The organism is Sodalinema gerasimenkoae IPPAS B-353 (assembly GCF_009846485.1).
GTDB lineage: Bacteria > Cyanobacteriota > Cyanobacteriia > Cyanobacteriales > Geitlerinemataceae > Sodalinema > Sodalinema gerasimenkoae.
The window spans coordinates 2,992,596-3,005,425 of sequence record NZ_ML776472.1 but is presented as its reverse complement, the minus strand read 5'-3'; the positions used below and the strand labels follow the sequence as shown (position 1 = coordinate 3,005,425).

14 protein-coding genes are annotated in these 12,830 nt (G+C 52.6%); 11 read left to right on the top strand and 3 right to left on the bottom strand.

Annotated features, from left to right (window positions below; all coding sequences use genetic code 11):
- Positions 1-100 precede the first annotated feature (100 nt).
- Positions 101-1,339, bottom strand: coding sequence for an O-antigen ligase family protein (locus L855_RS13060; RefSeq protein ID WP_159788683.1), 1,239 nt, complete (start codon positions 1,337-1,339; stop codon positions 101-103).
- A 40-nt stretch (positions 1,340-1,379) separates the two neighbouring features.
- A complete protein-coding gene (gene gloB / locus L855_RS13055) occupies positions 1,380-2,153 on the bottom strand; it encodes a hydroxyacylglutathione hydrolase (RefSeq protein WP_159788681.1) in 774 nt (257 codons plus the stop codon).
- Positions 2,154-2,227: 74 nt separating this feature from the next.
- Here gloB and L855_RS13050 point away from each other — a divergent pair, with 74 nt between their 5' ends.
- From L855_RS13050 to L855_RS13020, 8 genes are all read left to right on the top strand, one after another.
- Positions 2,228-2,437, top strand: coding sequence for a hypothetical protein (locus L855_RS13050; protein ID WP_159788679.1), 210 nt, complete (start codon positions 2,228-2,230; stop codon positions 2,435-2,437).
- A 32-nt stretch (positions 2,438-2,469) separates the two neighbouring features.
- Positions 2,470-3,486 carry a glycosyltransferase family 2 protein gene (locus L855_RS13045; RefSeq protein WP_159788677.1) on the top strand — a complete coding sequence of 339 codons (1,017 nt, stop codon included), beginning with the start codon at positions 2,470-2,472 and terminating at the stop codon, positions 3,484-3,486.
- On the top strand, positions 3,483-4,154 hold the full coding sequence (locus L855_RS13040; RefSeq protein WP_246198851.1) for a TVP38/TMEM64 family protein: 672 nt from the start codon (positions 3,483-3,485) through the stop codon (positions 4,152-4,154). Before L855_RS13045 ends, L855_RS13040 begins: the two co-directional genes overlap by 4 nt.
- 571 nt (positions 4,155-4,725) lie before the next feature.
- The gene (locus tag L855_RS22465) at positions 4,726-5,181 is read left to right on the top strand and encodes an RRXRR domain-containing protein (RefSeq protein ID WP_343039282.1); all 456 of its coding nucleotides are present in this window, start codon (positions 4,726-4,728) and stop codon (positions 5,179-5,181) included.
- 52 nt (positions 5,182-5,233) lie between these two features.
- Positions 5,234-5,959, top strand: a complete 726-nt coding sequence (locus tag L855_RS22460) for a hypothetical protein (protein WP_343039281.1) — start codon at positions 5,234-5,236, stop codon at positions 5,957-5,959.
- Between the two features lie 197 nt (positions 5,960-6,156).
- Positions 6,157-7,374, top strand: a complete 1,218-nt coding sequence (locus tag L855_RS13030; protein WP_159788675.1) for a glycosyltransferase family 4 protein — start codon at positions 6,157-6,159, stop codon at positions 7,372-7,374.
- Positions 7,375-7,511: 137 nt separating this feature from the next.
- Entirely contained in the window at positions 7,512-9,458 is a 1,947-nt protein-coding gene (locus tag L855_RS13025) for an ATP-binding cassette domain-containing protein (RefSeq protein ID WP_343039280.1), read from the top strand.
- 101 nt (positions 9,459-9,559) lie between these two features.
- Positions 9,560-9,730, top strand: a complete 171-nt coding sequence (locus tag L855_RS13020) for a hypothetical protein (RefSeq protein ID WP_159788671.1) — start codon at positions 9,560-9,562, stop codon at positions 9,728-9,730.
- A 53-nt stretch (positions 9,731-9,783) separates the two neighbouring features.
- Here L855_RS13020 and L855_RS13015 read toward each other — a convergent pair whose 3' ends face one another.
- On the bottom strand, positions 9,784-10,209 hold the full coding sequence (locus L855_RS13015; RefSeq protein WP_159788669.1) for an acyl-CoA thioesterase: 426 nt from the start codon (positions 10,207-10,209) through the stop codon (positions 9,784-9,786).
- A 166-nt stretch (positions 10,210-10,375) separates the two neighbouring features.
- On the opposite strand from L855_RS13015, the gene L855_RS13010 reads away from it, so the two are divergent.
- From L855_RS13010 to L855_RS13000, 3 genes are all read left to right on the top strand, one after another.
- The gene (locus tag L855_RS13010; RefSeq protein WP_159788667.1) at positions 10,376-11,575 is read left to right on the top strand and encodes a hypothetical protein; all 1,200 of its coding nucleotides are present in this window, start codon (positions 10,376-10,378) and stop codon (positions 11,573-11,575) included.
- A gap of 56 nt (positions 11,576-11,631) precedes the next feature.
- On the top strand, positions 11,632-12,003 hold the full coding sequence (locus tag L855_RS13005) for a DUF6464 family protein (RefSeq protein ID WP_159788665.1): 372 nt from the start codon (positions 11,632-11,634) through the stop codon (positions 12,001-12,003).
- Between the two features lie 94 nt (positions 12,004-12,097).
- Complete coding sequence (locus L855_RS13000) at positions 12,098-12,742, top strand: hypothetical protein (protein WP_159788663.1); 645 nt, start codon at positions 12,098-12,100, stop codon at positions 12,740-12,742.
- Positions 12,743-12,830 lie beyond the last annotated feature (88 nt).

Genomic DNA, 12,830 nt, shown 5'->3' with positions numbered 1-12,830 from the left:
GGAACCTACCTCTAACCCATGGTACTGAGGGGGAGGGGGCGAGGAACACTCGCTGTCTCGCCCTGGCCTTCTGCGACTCATGATTTTTTGCCCTGAGGTCTTAGCTGATCTCGGGTTTTTTGTATTGGGGAATGCTTTTTCCGTCGTCTAGGGCCGCTAGGAGTAACCAACCGAGGATGTTGACGCGGGCATCAAAGAGGGTGACATCGACGAGGTGGAAAAGGCTGGTGGCGGTGAAGGCCAGGAGAAGAGTGAGGGCGATGAGGTCGGGTTGAGACTGTTGTTGTTTGAGGTGGCGGACTGCCTGATAGTAGATCCAGCCGATGGGCAGACCCAGGGCTAGGGTGGCGAGAATCCCGGTTTCGGATAACAGCATTAGGGGGAGGTTATGGGGATGTCCTAGCCAGACTCCAGTGTGTTCTTGATAGAGTTGGGGAAATTGCCGCAGTCCCCAACCCCAGAGGGGGCGTTCTTGGCTTAAGTCCCAGGCGAACTGCCATTGAGTAGTTCGTAGGGTTTCGATGGGGCGATAGGGGTAGAGGTCATCGTTGAGTCGGGCCCAGATGGCCCGGGGAACGAGGGTTTGTAGGGGAGATTGCAGGGGAGGGGGACCAAAGGCGGCCCCGAAGATGAGGGCAGCGATCGCCCCAATTACTCCGAGTAGCCAATGCCAACCCAGGATGATGCCATAGATCAGGGCCATCAGAACCGCCACGCCCCAACTGTTGCGGGAGGATGTGGCCAATAAGACTGCGCTATTGAGGCAGATGAGGATGAGGCCGGCGGCGACTCGGGACGTTTGCTGCGATCGCCAGGCCTGTAGGGTGAGTCCGATCGCCAGAGTCCAGGCGATGAGGCTAAAGTTGGCCAGGGAGTTGGCATAGCCAAAGACGGAGGCCATGCGACCGGGAGGGGTTCCCCCAACTTCAAGTTCCCAGGATATCAGCCAGCCGAAACGGATGGGGCCATGCCAGCCTAAGTACTGTTGTCCTAAACCAATGATGGCGACGGGGAGGGAGGAGAGGACAATGACGTCGCTGAGGTGTTGTCGGTGTTGGGGGTGCTGAATGAGGGCCCGGCTGGCGAGAAAGATAGCCATGAAGGGCAAGAAATTGGCTAATCCGAGGAGGGAGATGGAGGGGTCATGGGCCTGTAGGCTCGACAGCAGAAGCAGGAAGGCGGCCAGACCGAAACTCCAGGTGAGGGGCTGTTGCAGCTGCGATCGCCCCTTCTGCCACCAATACCAAGCCGTCACCCCTACGATGGCAATTCCCCCGAGTAGGGGACTCAGGGGAAAGATGAGTAGGCCTAAATATAAACCCCGTTGGGGACGCATCATCGGTTCAATCCATCCATGATTGCCTGTTCTCTATTCCCTCTCAAAACAGATCCTTACGTCCTCGTAAACGGGCAAAGGTTTGGACATTATCGCGACCTTGAACGGCCTGTTGTAGGTGGGGATGATCACAGCGTAAGAAGGGATTGGTTTGTTTCTCGATGCCAATGCGGGAGGGAACGGTGGCGTGCTGGCGCGATCGCGCGGTTTTGACCTCCTGAAACCGTTGTTGAAGTTGGGGGTTCTCCCCATCGACGGTGAGGGCAAATTGGAGGTTTTTTAGGGTGTATTCATGGGCGCACCAGATGCGGGTATCGTCGGGGAGGTTCCGCAGTTTACTCAGGGACTCTAGCATCTGGGCTGGGGTTCCTTCAAAGAGTCGTCCACAGCCTCCGGCAAAGAGGGTATCTCCACAAAAGAGGTCGCCGGGGTCACGGGGATGGGTTGGGGGAAAATAGTAGGCAATATGGGCGCGGGTATGGCCAGGGACAAAATAGACATGGCCCTCTCGGCCGGCAAAGGCGACGCGATCGCCCTCGTCTAAGAAGACTGACTGGCCAGGGATGCGGCCGCGATCGTGTCGCCCCCCATAGATGGTGATATCCGGGAAGGCGTCCCGTAAGGCCCCATTTCCGCCGATATGATCGGCATGATGGTGGGTGTTGAAGATGGTGATGAGCTGGGCGTTGAGGTCTTGTAGTTTCTCTAAAACGGGGCCCGCTTGGGCAGGATCAACCACAGCAGCCAGGTTTTGCTGTGGATCATGGAGGATAAAGATGTAGTTATCGGATAAGACAGGGAGTCGATAAATTTCCATAACTCATAACAAGTTGTGGTCAATCCAACTTAACATGGTGTCATCAGAACCGTTACATTCGGGAGGATTGTGCCATGGGTCAGCCATCACCGGGAAAGACGCTCGCCACGATGCGATCGCTGGTGGAGTCCTGTCTGGAAAGCCATAGCATCACCCATCAGGATTATCTAACCTTAAGCTGTATGATGCTCTCGGGCAAAGGGTTGTCGATGGAGGAGTATCAGGAAATCAATGTGGTGTTTGATCGGATTCAGTTAGGACGAGTTCGGGTCATCTACCGCTAAGTTTATGTTTTGTTTAACCTGGTCTCCTGTCTATGGTAATTCCTCCTGAGTTTGATGATGCGTCGATAACGCTTTCTGTGGTGATTCCTATTTATAATGAGGAAGCCAATTTAGGGTATTTATTTGAGCGAGTTTTAGACAGTTTGCAAGGGTTGAATATCTCCTATGAGATTATCTGTATTAATGATGGTAGCCGCGATCGCAGTTTAGAGCAGCTCATTGAGTATCACGTCAAGAATCCTTCTATTAAAATTGTAAACTTTTCCCGTAATTTCGGCAAAGATATTGCCCTGACTGCGGGGCTAGATCATGCCTGTGGTGCGGCGGTCATTCCTCTGGATGCAGACCTACAAGATCCCCCAGAATTAATGGGAGATTTGCTGGAAAAATGGCGGCAGGGTTATGATGTGGTCTATGCCACTCGCCGCGATCGCCAAGGAGAAAGTTGGCTTAAACGGGCGAGTGCGAGTAACTTTTATCGACTCCTTGGACGGGTGAGTCAGGTCCCGATTCCTCAGGATACGGGGGATTTTCGCTTGATGGATCGGCGTGTGGTGGAGGCGCTGAAACAATTACCGGAACGAAACCGCTTTATGAAGGGGTTGTTTGCTTGGGTGGGCTATCGACAGGTGGCGATCGAATACGATCGCAATCCTCGCCACGCTGGGCAAAGTAAGTGGAATTATTGGCAACTTTGGAACTTTGCCTTAGATGGCATTACGGCGTTTAGTTCGATTCCCTTAAAGGTGTGGAGTTACTTAGGGTTGGGAATTTCTTTAGTGGCGCTAGTGTATGCCGTTTTTTTAGTCATCCGAACTCTGATTTCTGGAATTGATGTGCCTGGCTATGCCTCGTTGATGGTGGCGGTGTTATTTATGGGAGGAGTTCAGCTCATTAGTTTGGGGGTGATTGGGGAGTATTTGGGACGAGTCTATGAGGAAGTTAAGGGTCGTCCGTTGTATTTGGTGCGAGATCTCTATGGCTTTGAGGGCAAACCCCATCCCAACCTAGACCCCCTATCTCGCTCAGACGGAGGAGGGAAAGGGTGAGTCAGTCTACCTCTCGACGCCGATTGGGACGATGGCTGCTGCTGGTTCTCCTAGTAACCGCCGTGATGGTTTATGGTTTGGGAAAACTGGAGATGGAGGTGATGCGGGCCTGGCTTGAGGAGGCGGGGTGGTGGGCGCCGGTTCTCTATCTGTTGCTGTATAGTCTGGGAACGCTGCTGTTACTCCCGTCTACGCCCCTGAATTTGACGGGGGGGGCATTGTTTGGCACGGCTTGGGGTACGGTTTGGACAAGTTTAGGAGCGATTCTGGCAGCGATTCTGGCCTTTGGGATCAGTCGCCACCTTGGACGAGGGGCGATCGCCAAGCGGTTGGGGGGACGTTGGCAAGCCCTGGATGCTGAACTTCAGCAAGGGGGGGTGTTTTATCTATTTGCTATTCGCCTACTGCCGATTATTCCCTATGGGTTGGTGAATATCGCGGCGGGGTTAAGTAGCATTTCCCTGCGAGACTATCTCTTGGGGACAGCGTTGGGAACGGTTCCGGGGATTTTCCCAATTGTGCTGTTGGGAAGTGCGGGAGTTCAGGCCCTGGAAACGGGGGAAATATTGCCCCTATTTGGGGCCTTGAGTTTAATGGGACTGTTGATGCTAGGAGCGACCCTCTATCGACGGCGACGACGCGCTCCCTGGGATGGCGATCGCCAGTAACTGACCAGGGCGACCACGGTTCGGCTATCGCTCACCGACCGCAAGGGTTCGCCCCTACGTCTTTTCTACTGCCTACTGCCTTGTTCCCCCCTACTGCCTACTGCCTACTGCCTACTGCCTATTCCCTATTCCCTGTTCCCTGTTCCCTGTTCCCTCTTCCCCCTACTGAGCAGAAGAGTATGCTAACTTGGCATAAGCTGGGCGAGGTTTAAGGTCAAGATATTCGGTAACCCGGTTGAGGCGTGACTCCCCCCTGTTTGCTAATTCACCCGACTCAGCTCACCCGACTCAGAACGAAGTCGGCCTTGTGCCTGTCACCATCAGGTATTTACCAGACGTCTCCTCCTTCCTTCAATCAATGACCCCCACCTGGCATTTGCCGAGGTGGGGGAGTGACCGGAGATAACCCGGTCGTAGCTGCGAATCGGCCATTGAGGTACATACGGCAACACGTCCGGTTGCTTCTCTAAATCGGATTATCTGTAAGGCCCTGGAATCTCAGGGAGTGGGGTTAACCCAGACACCCCGTATGTACTGGCTTAAGAGACCTGTAGTTTGGGAATTATCTTCCATGCAACGTATCCCCGTTCAAAACCCGGATGGGACTCCCGCCATGCCCACCAAGCGCCGTCGCGCGCAGCGGTGGGTAGAGCAGGGGCGAGCGACATGGGTAAAAACTAATCTGCGCCTTAAGGCCGTGCGCCTGAACGCCGAACCATCGGGTCGTAAGACTCAACCCATTGTGGTTGGTGTCGATCCCGGCAAACTCTATTCAGGGATTGCCGTTCAATCGTCTAAAGCGACTTTATTCGGGTCTCACCTAGAACTCCCCTACCCCAAGGTACGGGAGCGGATGGGTAATCGCAGAATGCTACGGCGTTCTCGCCGCAGTCGGCGGATTAATCGAGAGTTACCCTTCCCATTACGGAATCATCGCCAAAAACGATTTAATAACCGTAGACAGAAGAAAGTCGCCCCCAGCATCCGAGCCAACCGAGACTTAGAGTTTCGGGTGGTTCAGTCGTAGACAGAAGAAAGTCGCCCCCAGCATCCGAGCCAACCGAGACTTAGAGTTTCGGGTGGTTCAGGAGCTATCCCGACTGTTCCCCATTGCCGCCATTGGCTACGAGAAAGTCCGCGCTGACGTGGACTTAACCTCGGGTCGAAAAGGGGCAAAATCCGGTAAGGGTTTCTCACCGGTCATGGTGGGGCAAGCCTACGCCCTTGAGCAAATGGAGCAGATTGCTCCGGTTTATACTCGCTACGGGTGGCAGAGCGATGGCAATGGCACGGCTCAAGTTCGCTCGATTTTGGGATTAACGAAATCTCAGGATAAAGTCAGGCCAATCCCCCAAACCCATGCCGTCGATGGTATAGCTTTAGCTTGTGGGTACTTCGTTAAGTATCGCCCTTTCTACGGAAAACGGAGTCACGGTTGTCTGGTATTGGGCCAGGTTAAGCTCACATCTGCCCCATTTGTGGTGATTAAACGCCCACCCATCAGTCGTCGGCAACTGCACCTGATGGTTCCGAAAAAGAAGGGGGTACGCCGCAAATATGGTGGAACGGTGACTCGGCATGGATTCCGAAAAGGGGATCTGGTGCGGGCTGAGATGGCCGGTCGCGTCTCGGTTGGCTATGTCAGTGGCGATACCGCCAGGCAAGTTTCGGTTTCTGGGTTGACCTGGAAGCGCATTGGCCAGTTTAGTGCTGCCAAAGTAAAGTTACTCTATCGCGCCACGGGCATTTTAGTCAGTTGCCCGCAGAGATTGTCCGTCAGTGGGGTATTGAACCCTGCTGGCTGACGCTTGTTTCCTCCCCCACCTGCGGTGCGAGGTGGTGTCCGTCAGTGGGGTATTGAACCCTGCTGGCTGACGCTTGTTTCCTCCCCCACCTGCGGTGCGAGGTGGGGGTTTCCACAAGGAGTTTTTGATGATCTGGCTGACGCTTGTTTCCTCCCCCACCTGCGGTGCGAGGTGGGGGTTTCCACAAGGAGTTTTTGATGACTGTAGATTCTCCCTTTGCCTCGTCCCCTAGGATTTCGATTCTTGTCAGTGATCTCTCGAAACAGGGAGCGGGACGCTGGGGGGGAGCGGTACGAACGTTTTTATTGGCGCAGGCCCTAGAACGCCTGGGGGCTAAGGTCACGATTTATGGGTTTATCTTTGGCGATGACCCCGGTGAACCCACGGTGGGTGATTTTCCCATGGTGACGGTTCCGGGGGCGTTTTATCCTGGCTTTATTGGGCGATCGCGAGAGTTACTCAGGCAACTAGATACGGATATTATCTATGCCCTACGGCCGAAGGCGACGACCTTGGGACTGGCATTGTGGCATAAACGCCAAACTGGCTGTCCGGTTATCTTGGATATTGATGATTGGGAGTTAAGCTGGCATGGGGGCGATCGCTTTCGCTATCGACCAAAACTCAAACAACTAGCTCGGGATATCCTTAAGCCAGACGGGGCATTGCGCTACCCGGATCACCCCCTATATCTACGATGGATGGAGTCTCAGGTGTCAAAAGCAGACGCAGTGACGGTTCATACTCAGTTTTTGCAGGATCGCTTTGGGGGCGTCAAGGTTCCCAATGGCAAGGATACGGATTTATTTAACCCCGAGGGCTATGATTCTCAACTCAGCCGTGAGGTTCATGGCTTCTCGGCGTACCGGATCTTGATGTTCCCGGGGGCCCCTCGCCCTTATAAGGGGATTGAGGATGTCCTCAAGGCGTTAGAGCATCTCAACCGTGAGGATTTGCGCTTGGTCATCGTCGGTGGAAGTCCCTATGATGATTATGATCAGGAGTTGCGTCGCCGTTGGGGACGCTGGATTATCCAATTACCACCGCAACCCGTCACGAAAATGCCCTTTGTGGTGGCTGGGGCTGATATCATTGTGGTTCCTCAACGGGAAACTCCGGCGGCCTTGGCCCAGTTTCCGCTTAAGCTAACGGATGGAATGTCTATGGCGAAACCAATTTTGGCAACGCGGGTTGGGGATATTCCCGAGATTCTCCAAGGGTCTGGGTATTTAGTAGAACCTGAGGCTCCTGAGGCGATCGCTAAACAGATTTGTTGGATTCTGGAGCATCCTGAGGAGGCCAAGCAACGGGGAGCGTTAGCCCGGCAACGGTGTGTGGAACACTATAGCCTTGAGGCCATGTCTCATCTCCTAGCTGGGGTGCTTCAATCCCTGCCAGACTCCCCACATTTGTAACCTGCATCTGTAAGCCGTATCTGTCAACCGGTTATGTCTTCTGTGATGTCCACCTTGCCTTCGGTTTTATGTCTCCCAATAAGCTCTTACTAAAAGTTGCACTTCAATCGCCATATTTGTTTGTAGGGACAGTCCTATTGGGATTTTCAGGAGCGGTATTTAATAGTGTCAGTGTGACCTTGATTGTACCGCTCGTCTTGTCTCTGTTGGGACAGGAAGCCAGCATGATGGGCAGTATGCCGCCGGTGATTCAGCAGGCGATGGGATTCGCGGATAATATCTCAGGGGATTATCGCGTTGCCATTTTGACGGGGGTTGTCTTCCTGGCGATCGCCCTCAAAAACTTTTCAGGCTATGCCAGTAATTTGGTGGGAACGGCTCTCGGGCAATCGATTTCTCGGACATTACGCTATGATGGCGTCGAAGTCTTCTTGAATGTGGATATTGATTTTTATTCCAACAATAAGATTGGCGACATCATGAACAAGATGAATGCGGAGATGATCCGGACATCAGCCGCCATTCGTTCATTTAGTCAACTGATTGTTTCAGCGATTACAATCTTATTCTTTATTGCTATCCTTACCTCGATTTCTTGGCAGTTGACTCTCACTTCGACGATAGTTCTAGGGCTGGTCGTCTCGATCAATCAGGTTTTTATCAGGCGAGCCAAGATGTTTGGGCAGCAGTTAACCCATGATTCTCGCGCGTTCACGAATAAACTAATTGAGACCTTATCGGGAATCAACCTAATTAAAACTGTTGCCACAGAGGATTTAGAATTTGGTCGGCTCAGAGAACTAATTTATGCTCGTGAGCGTAGTGAGTTTAAATCTCAGGCAAACTCGGCAATTATTTCTCCCATCAATGAAACCGCCGGGATTATGGCTCTGCTGCTGATTGTCTTGGCGGCTCGCTATCTATTTGCGGAACAAATTGAAGCCCTATCAGCGGTGATTTTAACCTATCTTTTACTCTTGTTTCGCCTGTTGCCAGTGGTTGGAACCATCAACAATCTCCGGAGTGGTTTATCGAATAAGAGTGCCAGTATTTTAGTGGTTTCTGATTATTTAGATCGTACGAATAAGCCATTTATGAAAAATGGTTCGATCCCCTTTAAGAAATTAACAAAAGGAATTAAATTTGAATCTGTTAATTTTCGCTATGGCAGTGGAAATCAAGATTTAGCACTGCGAAACATTGATTTATGGATTCCCCGAGGAAAAACTGTAGCCTTGGTGGGAAGTTCTGGGGCGGGTAAATCCACCCTGGCGGATTTAATTCCTCGCTTTTATGATCCCTGTGATGGACGAATTAAATTCGATGATGAAGATTTGCGCAGTTATGACATGAAAACTGTGCGTCGTCGCATGGGGATTGTCAGCCAGGATACGTTCTTGTTTAATAACTCGGTGTTATACAACCTCACCTATGGCTGTGAATGGGCCGGAGAGGCCGAAGCAATTGATGCCGCCAAACGGGCTAATGCTTACGAATTTATTATGAATTTGCCCCAGGGATTTGATACAGACATCGGCGATCGCGGGGTGATGCTATCTGGGGGACAACGACAACGGCTGGCGATCGCCCGGGCCATTATCCGCGATCCAGAAATCTTAATCCTCGATGAAGCTACAAGCGCCCTGGATACGTTATCGGAGCGGTTAGTGCAAGAGGCCATTGAAGAACTCTGTCACGATCGCACCACCATTGTCATTGCTCACCGCCTCTCGACGATTCGCAATGCTGATCAAATTGTGGTCATGGAACAAGGACAAATCATGGAAGTTGGCTCTCATGCCTTGCTCTTAGAACAAGACGGCTACTATTCAACACTCTACCAAGCTCAGTTCGCCCGGGATAATGAGGATGCCATTCAACAGGCCCGCCGGGAAACCCTTATCAACACCTCCTATGAGGTTCGCACCCGTCTCAATCCCATGATTGGTTTCCTAAATCTGTTGGTAGACGACATTGTCGATTCTCCCGAAGAGCGCCAAGAACTGACTCAAGAGGCCTATGAGTCCGCTGTGCGACTTCTCAAAACATTACAGTTTTTAGAGAGCAGTGCTAGAGCGGAGTAGACCTATAAACCGCTATACTAATTAAGCATAAATCGTAAGACAATCAGCCCCGCGCCTGGTTGCCTCGACCTGTCCCGATATCCTCCCTTGAGTCTAATCTGATGTTGCCTCTGCTAATCTTCTTTATCCTCTTCCTGGTGCTAGTCGCCTTCACCCCCCTGTTAGGCTATTCCGATAAAAAATGGATTTTGCCCTTCATGTGGGGACTGTTTGCCCTGTTCACCCTGGCGGGATGGGCTGTCTTTTTGGGGATCGGCTGGCTCAATTTCTGAGATGGGGGTTTCTCGAACCCCGGCGGGGAGTCTGGCGAGAGTTGATGGCTATCCTAACTAGACGACCCTAGCCAGGCAACCAACGTTGGCCCCAGGTCCTGACGTCGGCGGGTTTTTGGGTTGATACAGACATGGCGGGTTGAGGCCTGACTGACCGGGCGATTTTGGTTCTCGCACCCTTCGCGATCGCCCCCAGCACGTCTAACGCAATAGAGAACTTCAAACTCACTCTCGCCCAGCCTCTTAGGGGTCACCTCAATGGTAATCAGCTCCCCACAATAGAGGGGCTGGAGAAAGCGAATCTGGGCCTCTACAATCGGAAGGGCTAGCTCAGCCTCCGCTAACAGACTCGCTAAACTCACCCCCGCTTCGGCGATCGCCGCCTCATAGGCATAATGACAAATCGAGAGTAAACGGGCAAAATAGACCACCCCCGCCGCATCCGTATCGTCAAGATGAATGGTATGCTGGTAGACCATCAGATATGCTGCAAACTCCCCTTATTAAACCATTGATCGCTCCCCCCTCAACGCGATCGCCCTCAAGGAGTCCTGGTCTCCGCCGCAGCTTGGTCCAACCGTCTTGGGCCGGAATGTTCCATAATATGAGTGTTTCTCCCTCAGTCCACGAACGCTAGGACGCGCGATGGTTCGATCTGAAATTTTCACCCGAGCAAGACAAGGGAACCCCGAAGCTTTGGCTGCTCTGATGAATCACTCCCTGCAAGCCAAACAGATCACAGTCAATGTGAGCGTGCAGGGTCAAAGTCTGGTGGCGATCGCCACGGGGCAAACGGCCCCAGATCGAGCCTTTATGGTTAACTTCATCTGTCGGGGACTACGAAAACTAGAAGCCGACTCAATCCGCAAGGTCACCATTGTTGGCTATCTCAATGGAGGGACTATTCCCCTCTGGCGCGACACCATTCAACTGGACTCTCAAGCCTCCGACGAACTCTTGCCCCTAGAACCGGTCTCCCCGCTCACACCCGCACCGGCCCCTCTCCCTCCCTCAGCCCCCCCCTCCCGGCCGCGTCTCCCCACCTCGGTTATCCCCATCACTCCCCGTCGCCGTCGTCAACCGCCGACGTTGGTCTCGCGCCTGAGAACCCTGGCTGGGGTGTTATTATTCCTACTGGTGGGGGGAGTCTCCATTGCCGTGGCCTCTCTGGTTAAACTTCTCACGGCCCTACTCGCTGAAAATTCTATCTATAGTATTAATCTCCTGGGAGACCTCTTTCGGGGCATTGAGATTATCGAAGTCTTCAATGTTCTGGTGTTTGCTATTTTAGGCTTAGGTTTGGGGGTGGCCACAGCCTTTATCCCTCGCTATCTCGGCATTCGCCTCAATGCCCTGGTGATTATCCTCTTACTGCCGACCCTACTGAGTTTTGGCACGATGATTCGCTATGACAACTGGATCAACGAATTTGCGGCCAACGAGAGTATTTCTATTACCGAGTCAAGACTGAAAACCGATCGCTATCTCTATGAGAGGATTGAAGAAACCGGGATTTGGGGCTTCTACCTCCACACCGCTCGCTACCCCAGCTTGCCCCTATATGTGCGCCAGTTTGAGGAACTCGATCCGCTCGAATCTGAAGCCATGTCTCGGGTTCAAGGTAGTGTTGGTATTAACCCCGATGACCTATCGACCTTGTTTTCTATCTGTATGTGGGGCATTCGGGGCTTTTATTTTCTTGTCTCAGCCATTACGGTGATTGGTCACTTTGGCCAGGGCATCGAGCTAGCCGATCGCCTTTCAGGGCGAGTTCAGCCGCCTCTGGACGAAACTCTCGATGATACTCCCATTCCCCACTCCCGCTCCCCTATGAGCAGTCGTTGAACGTTTTTCACCAGGTAAACTAAGTTAGACTAAGACGTCTAATGATATCAGGAGCGATGGAGCCAGATTCTTTACCGACCGAGTTAATTCTGAGTGAGTCTACCCAATCCCTGGGACGGGTGTATCTGGACTGGACGCCGCAACCGGGGCATTATTTGGATGTGAAGCAACAGACCTATAAAGTCTTAGAACGGCGACATCGCTATCATCTCAAGTCAGGTCGCTATCGATTACACCAAATCGCCCTCTACGTACAAACCGCTCAACGTCCTGAAGAGATGACCTGTGTTGACGGTCATTGGTTGATTGGCGATCTCTCTTGTCGCTATAATGCTCGCTCGGAACTAATGCGTTGTGCGATTAATCCCCAAGGCCCCTGTGCTGGATGTCGGCATTATGAACCGCTTGATGAGCCAGTTGAGAGTTGAGCGAGTTGAGGGTTGAGCGAGTTGAGGTTTGAGCGAACATGGGGCTATGATCAGCTTATTCTGAAAACCGTACCCTAAGGAAAAGTTGAATCCCATGATATCTCGCTGGAAAGTCTGGGTGGTTTTGGCCAGTTTGCCTATCTTGGCGGCCTGCGGTCAGGTAACAGAGTCCGGTGGCGAGGACATGACGACGTCGAGCCAGGAGAGTCCCCAGGATAGTGATCCCGAGATGAATTCGGAGCCATCTGCCGACGTGGAGGAGATGGAGACACCTGAGGTGGAGGAGGAATCTGATGCTCTCCCGGTGGAGGGGAGTAGCTATCGTCATCCTGAGGGTCTGTTTGAGATCTCGTTCCCGCCAAATTATGCCCGGCAACCTCAACCCAATGGCTTAAGCTTTTTGTCGGCCAATGGGGAGTTTGGGGGGGAGGTGATCTATTTTGAGGTGGAGGAGACCTTAACGACGGAAGAGTTAGATCAGTTGTACCGCCAACGGACTCAAGAGGCCTTTCGTGAGATTGCCTGGCAACGCTCAGAACTGCAACCTGATGGCAGTGTTCGCCTAGATTGGCGTGGCAAGAATGCCGGAGGACAAGACCTCGATGCCATTGGCTATATTGAACAGCATGGCAATCGAGTTTATGTCCTTAATGTTTACGCTATTAACGAGTCCTATGATATTTATCTGGAGGATAGCCGTTTAATTGTGGGCAGCTATCAGGTCAGCCCCCCCGGCTGAAGCACGGGGGCTTCCACGCTCCCAAGAGGTTTACGTGCCTGTCTTGGAGGGTAGGGCGCCTGAGTCTTGCCTCTTTTCGGGAGGGGGT

Bases quoted from the DNA above. Each gene is read 5' to 3' on its own strand.
- L855_RS13015 (WP_159788669.1), bottom strand. From the start codon at position 10,209: ATGGTCTACCAGCATACCATTCATCTTGACGATACGGATGCGGCGGGG.
- L855_RS13010 (WP_159788667.1), top strand. From the start codon at position 10,376: ATGGTTCGATCTGAAATTTTCACCCGAGCAAGACAAGGGAACCCCGAA.
- L855_RS13030 (WP_159788675.1), top strand. From the start codon at position 6,157: ATGACTGTAGATTCTCCCTTTGCCTCGTCCCCTAGGATTTCGATTCTT.
- L855_RS13045 (WP_159788677.1), top strand. From the start codon at position 2,470: ATGGTAATTCCTCCTGAGTTTGATGATGCGTCGATAACGCTTTCTGTG.
- L855_RS13020 (WP_159788671.1), top strand. From the start codon at position 9,560: ATGTTGCCTCTGCTAATCTTCTTTATCCTCTTCCTGGTGCTAGTCGCC.
- L855_RS13000 (WP_159788663.1), top strand. From the start codon at position 12,098: ATGATATCTCGCTGGAAAGTCTGGGTGGTTTTGGCCAGTTTGCCTATC.
- L855_RS13005 (WP_159788665.1), top strand. From the start codon at position 11,632: ATGGAGCCAGATTCTTTACCGACCGAGTTAATTCTGAGTGAGTCTACC.
- gloB (WP_159788681.1), bottom strand. From the start codon at position 2,153: ATGGAAATTTATCGACTCCCTGTCTTATCCGATAACTACATCTTTATC.
- L855_RS22465 (WP_343039282.1), top strand. From the start codon at position 4,726: ATGCAACGTATCCCCGTTCAAAACCCGGATGGGACTCCCGCCATGCCC.
- L855_RS13050 (WP_159788679.1), top strand. From the start codon at position 2,228: ATGGGTCAGCCATCACCGGGAAAGACGCTCGCCACGATGCGATCGCTG.
- L855_RS13060 (WP_159788683.1), bottom strand. From the start codon at position 1,339: ATGATGCGTCCCCAACGGGGTTTATATTTAGGCCTACTCATCTTTCCC.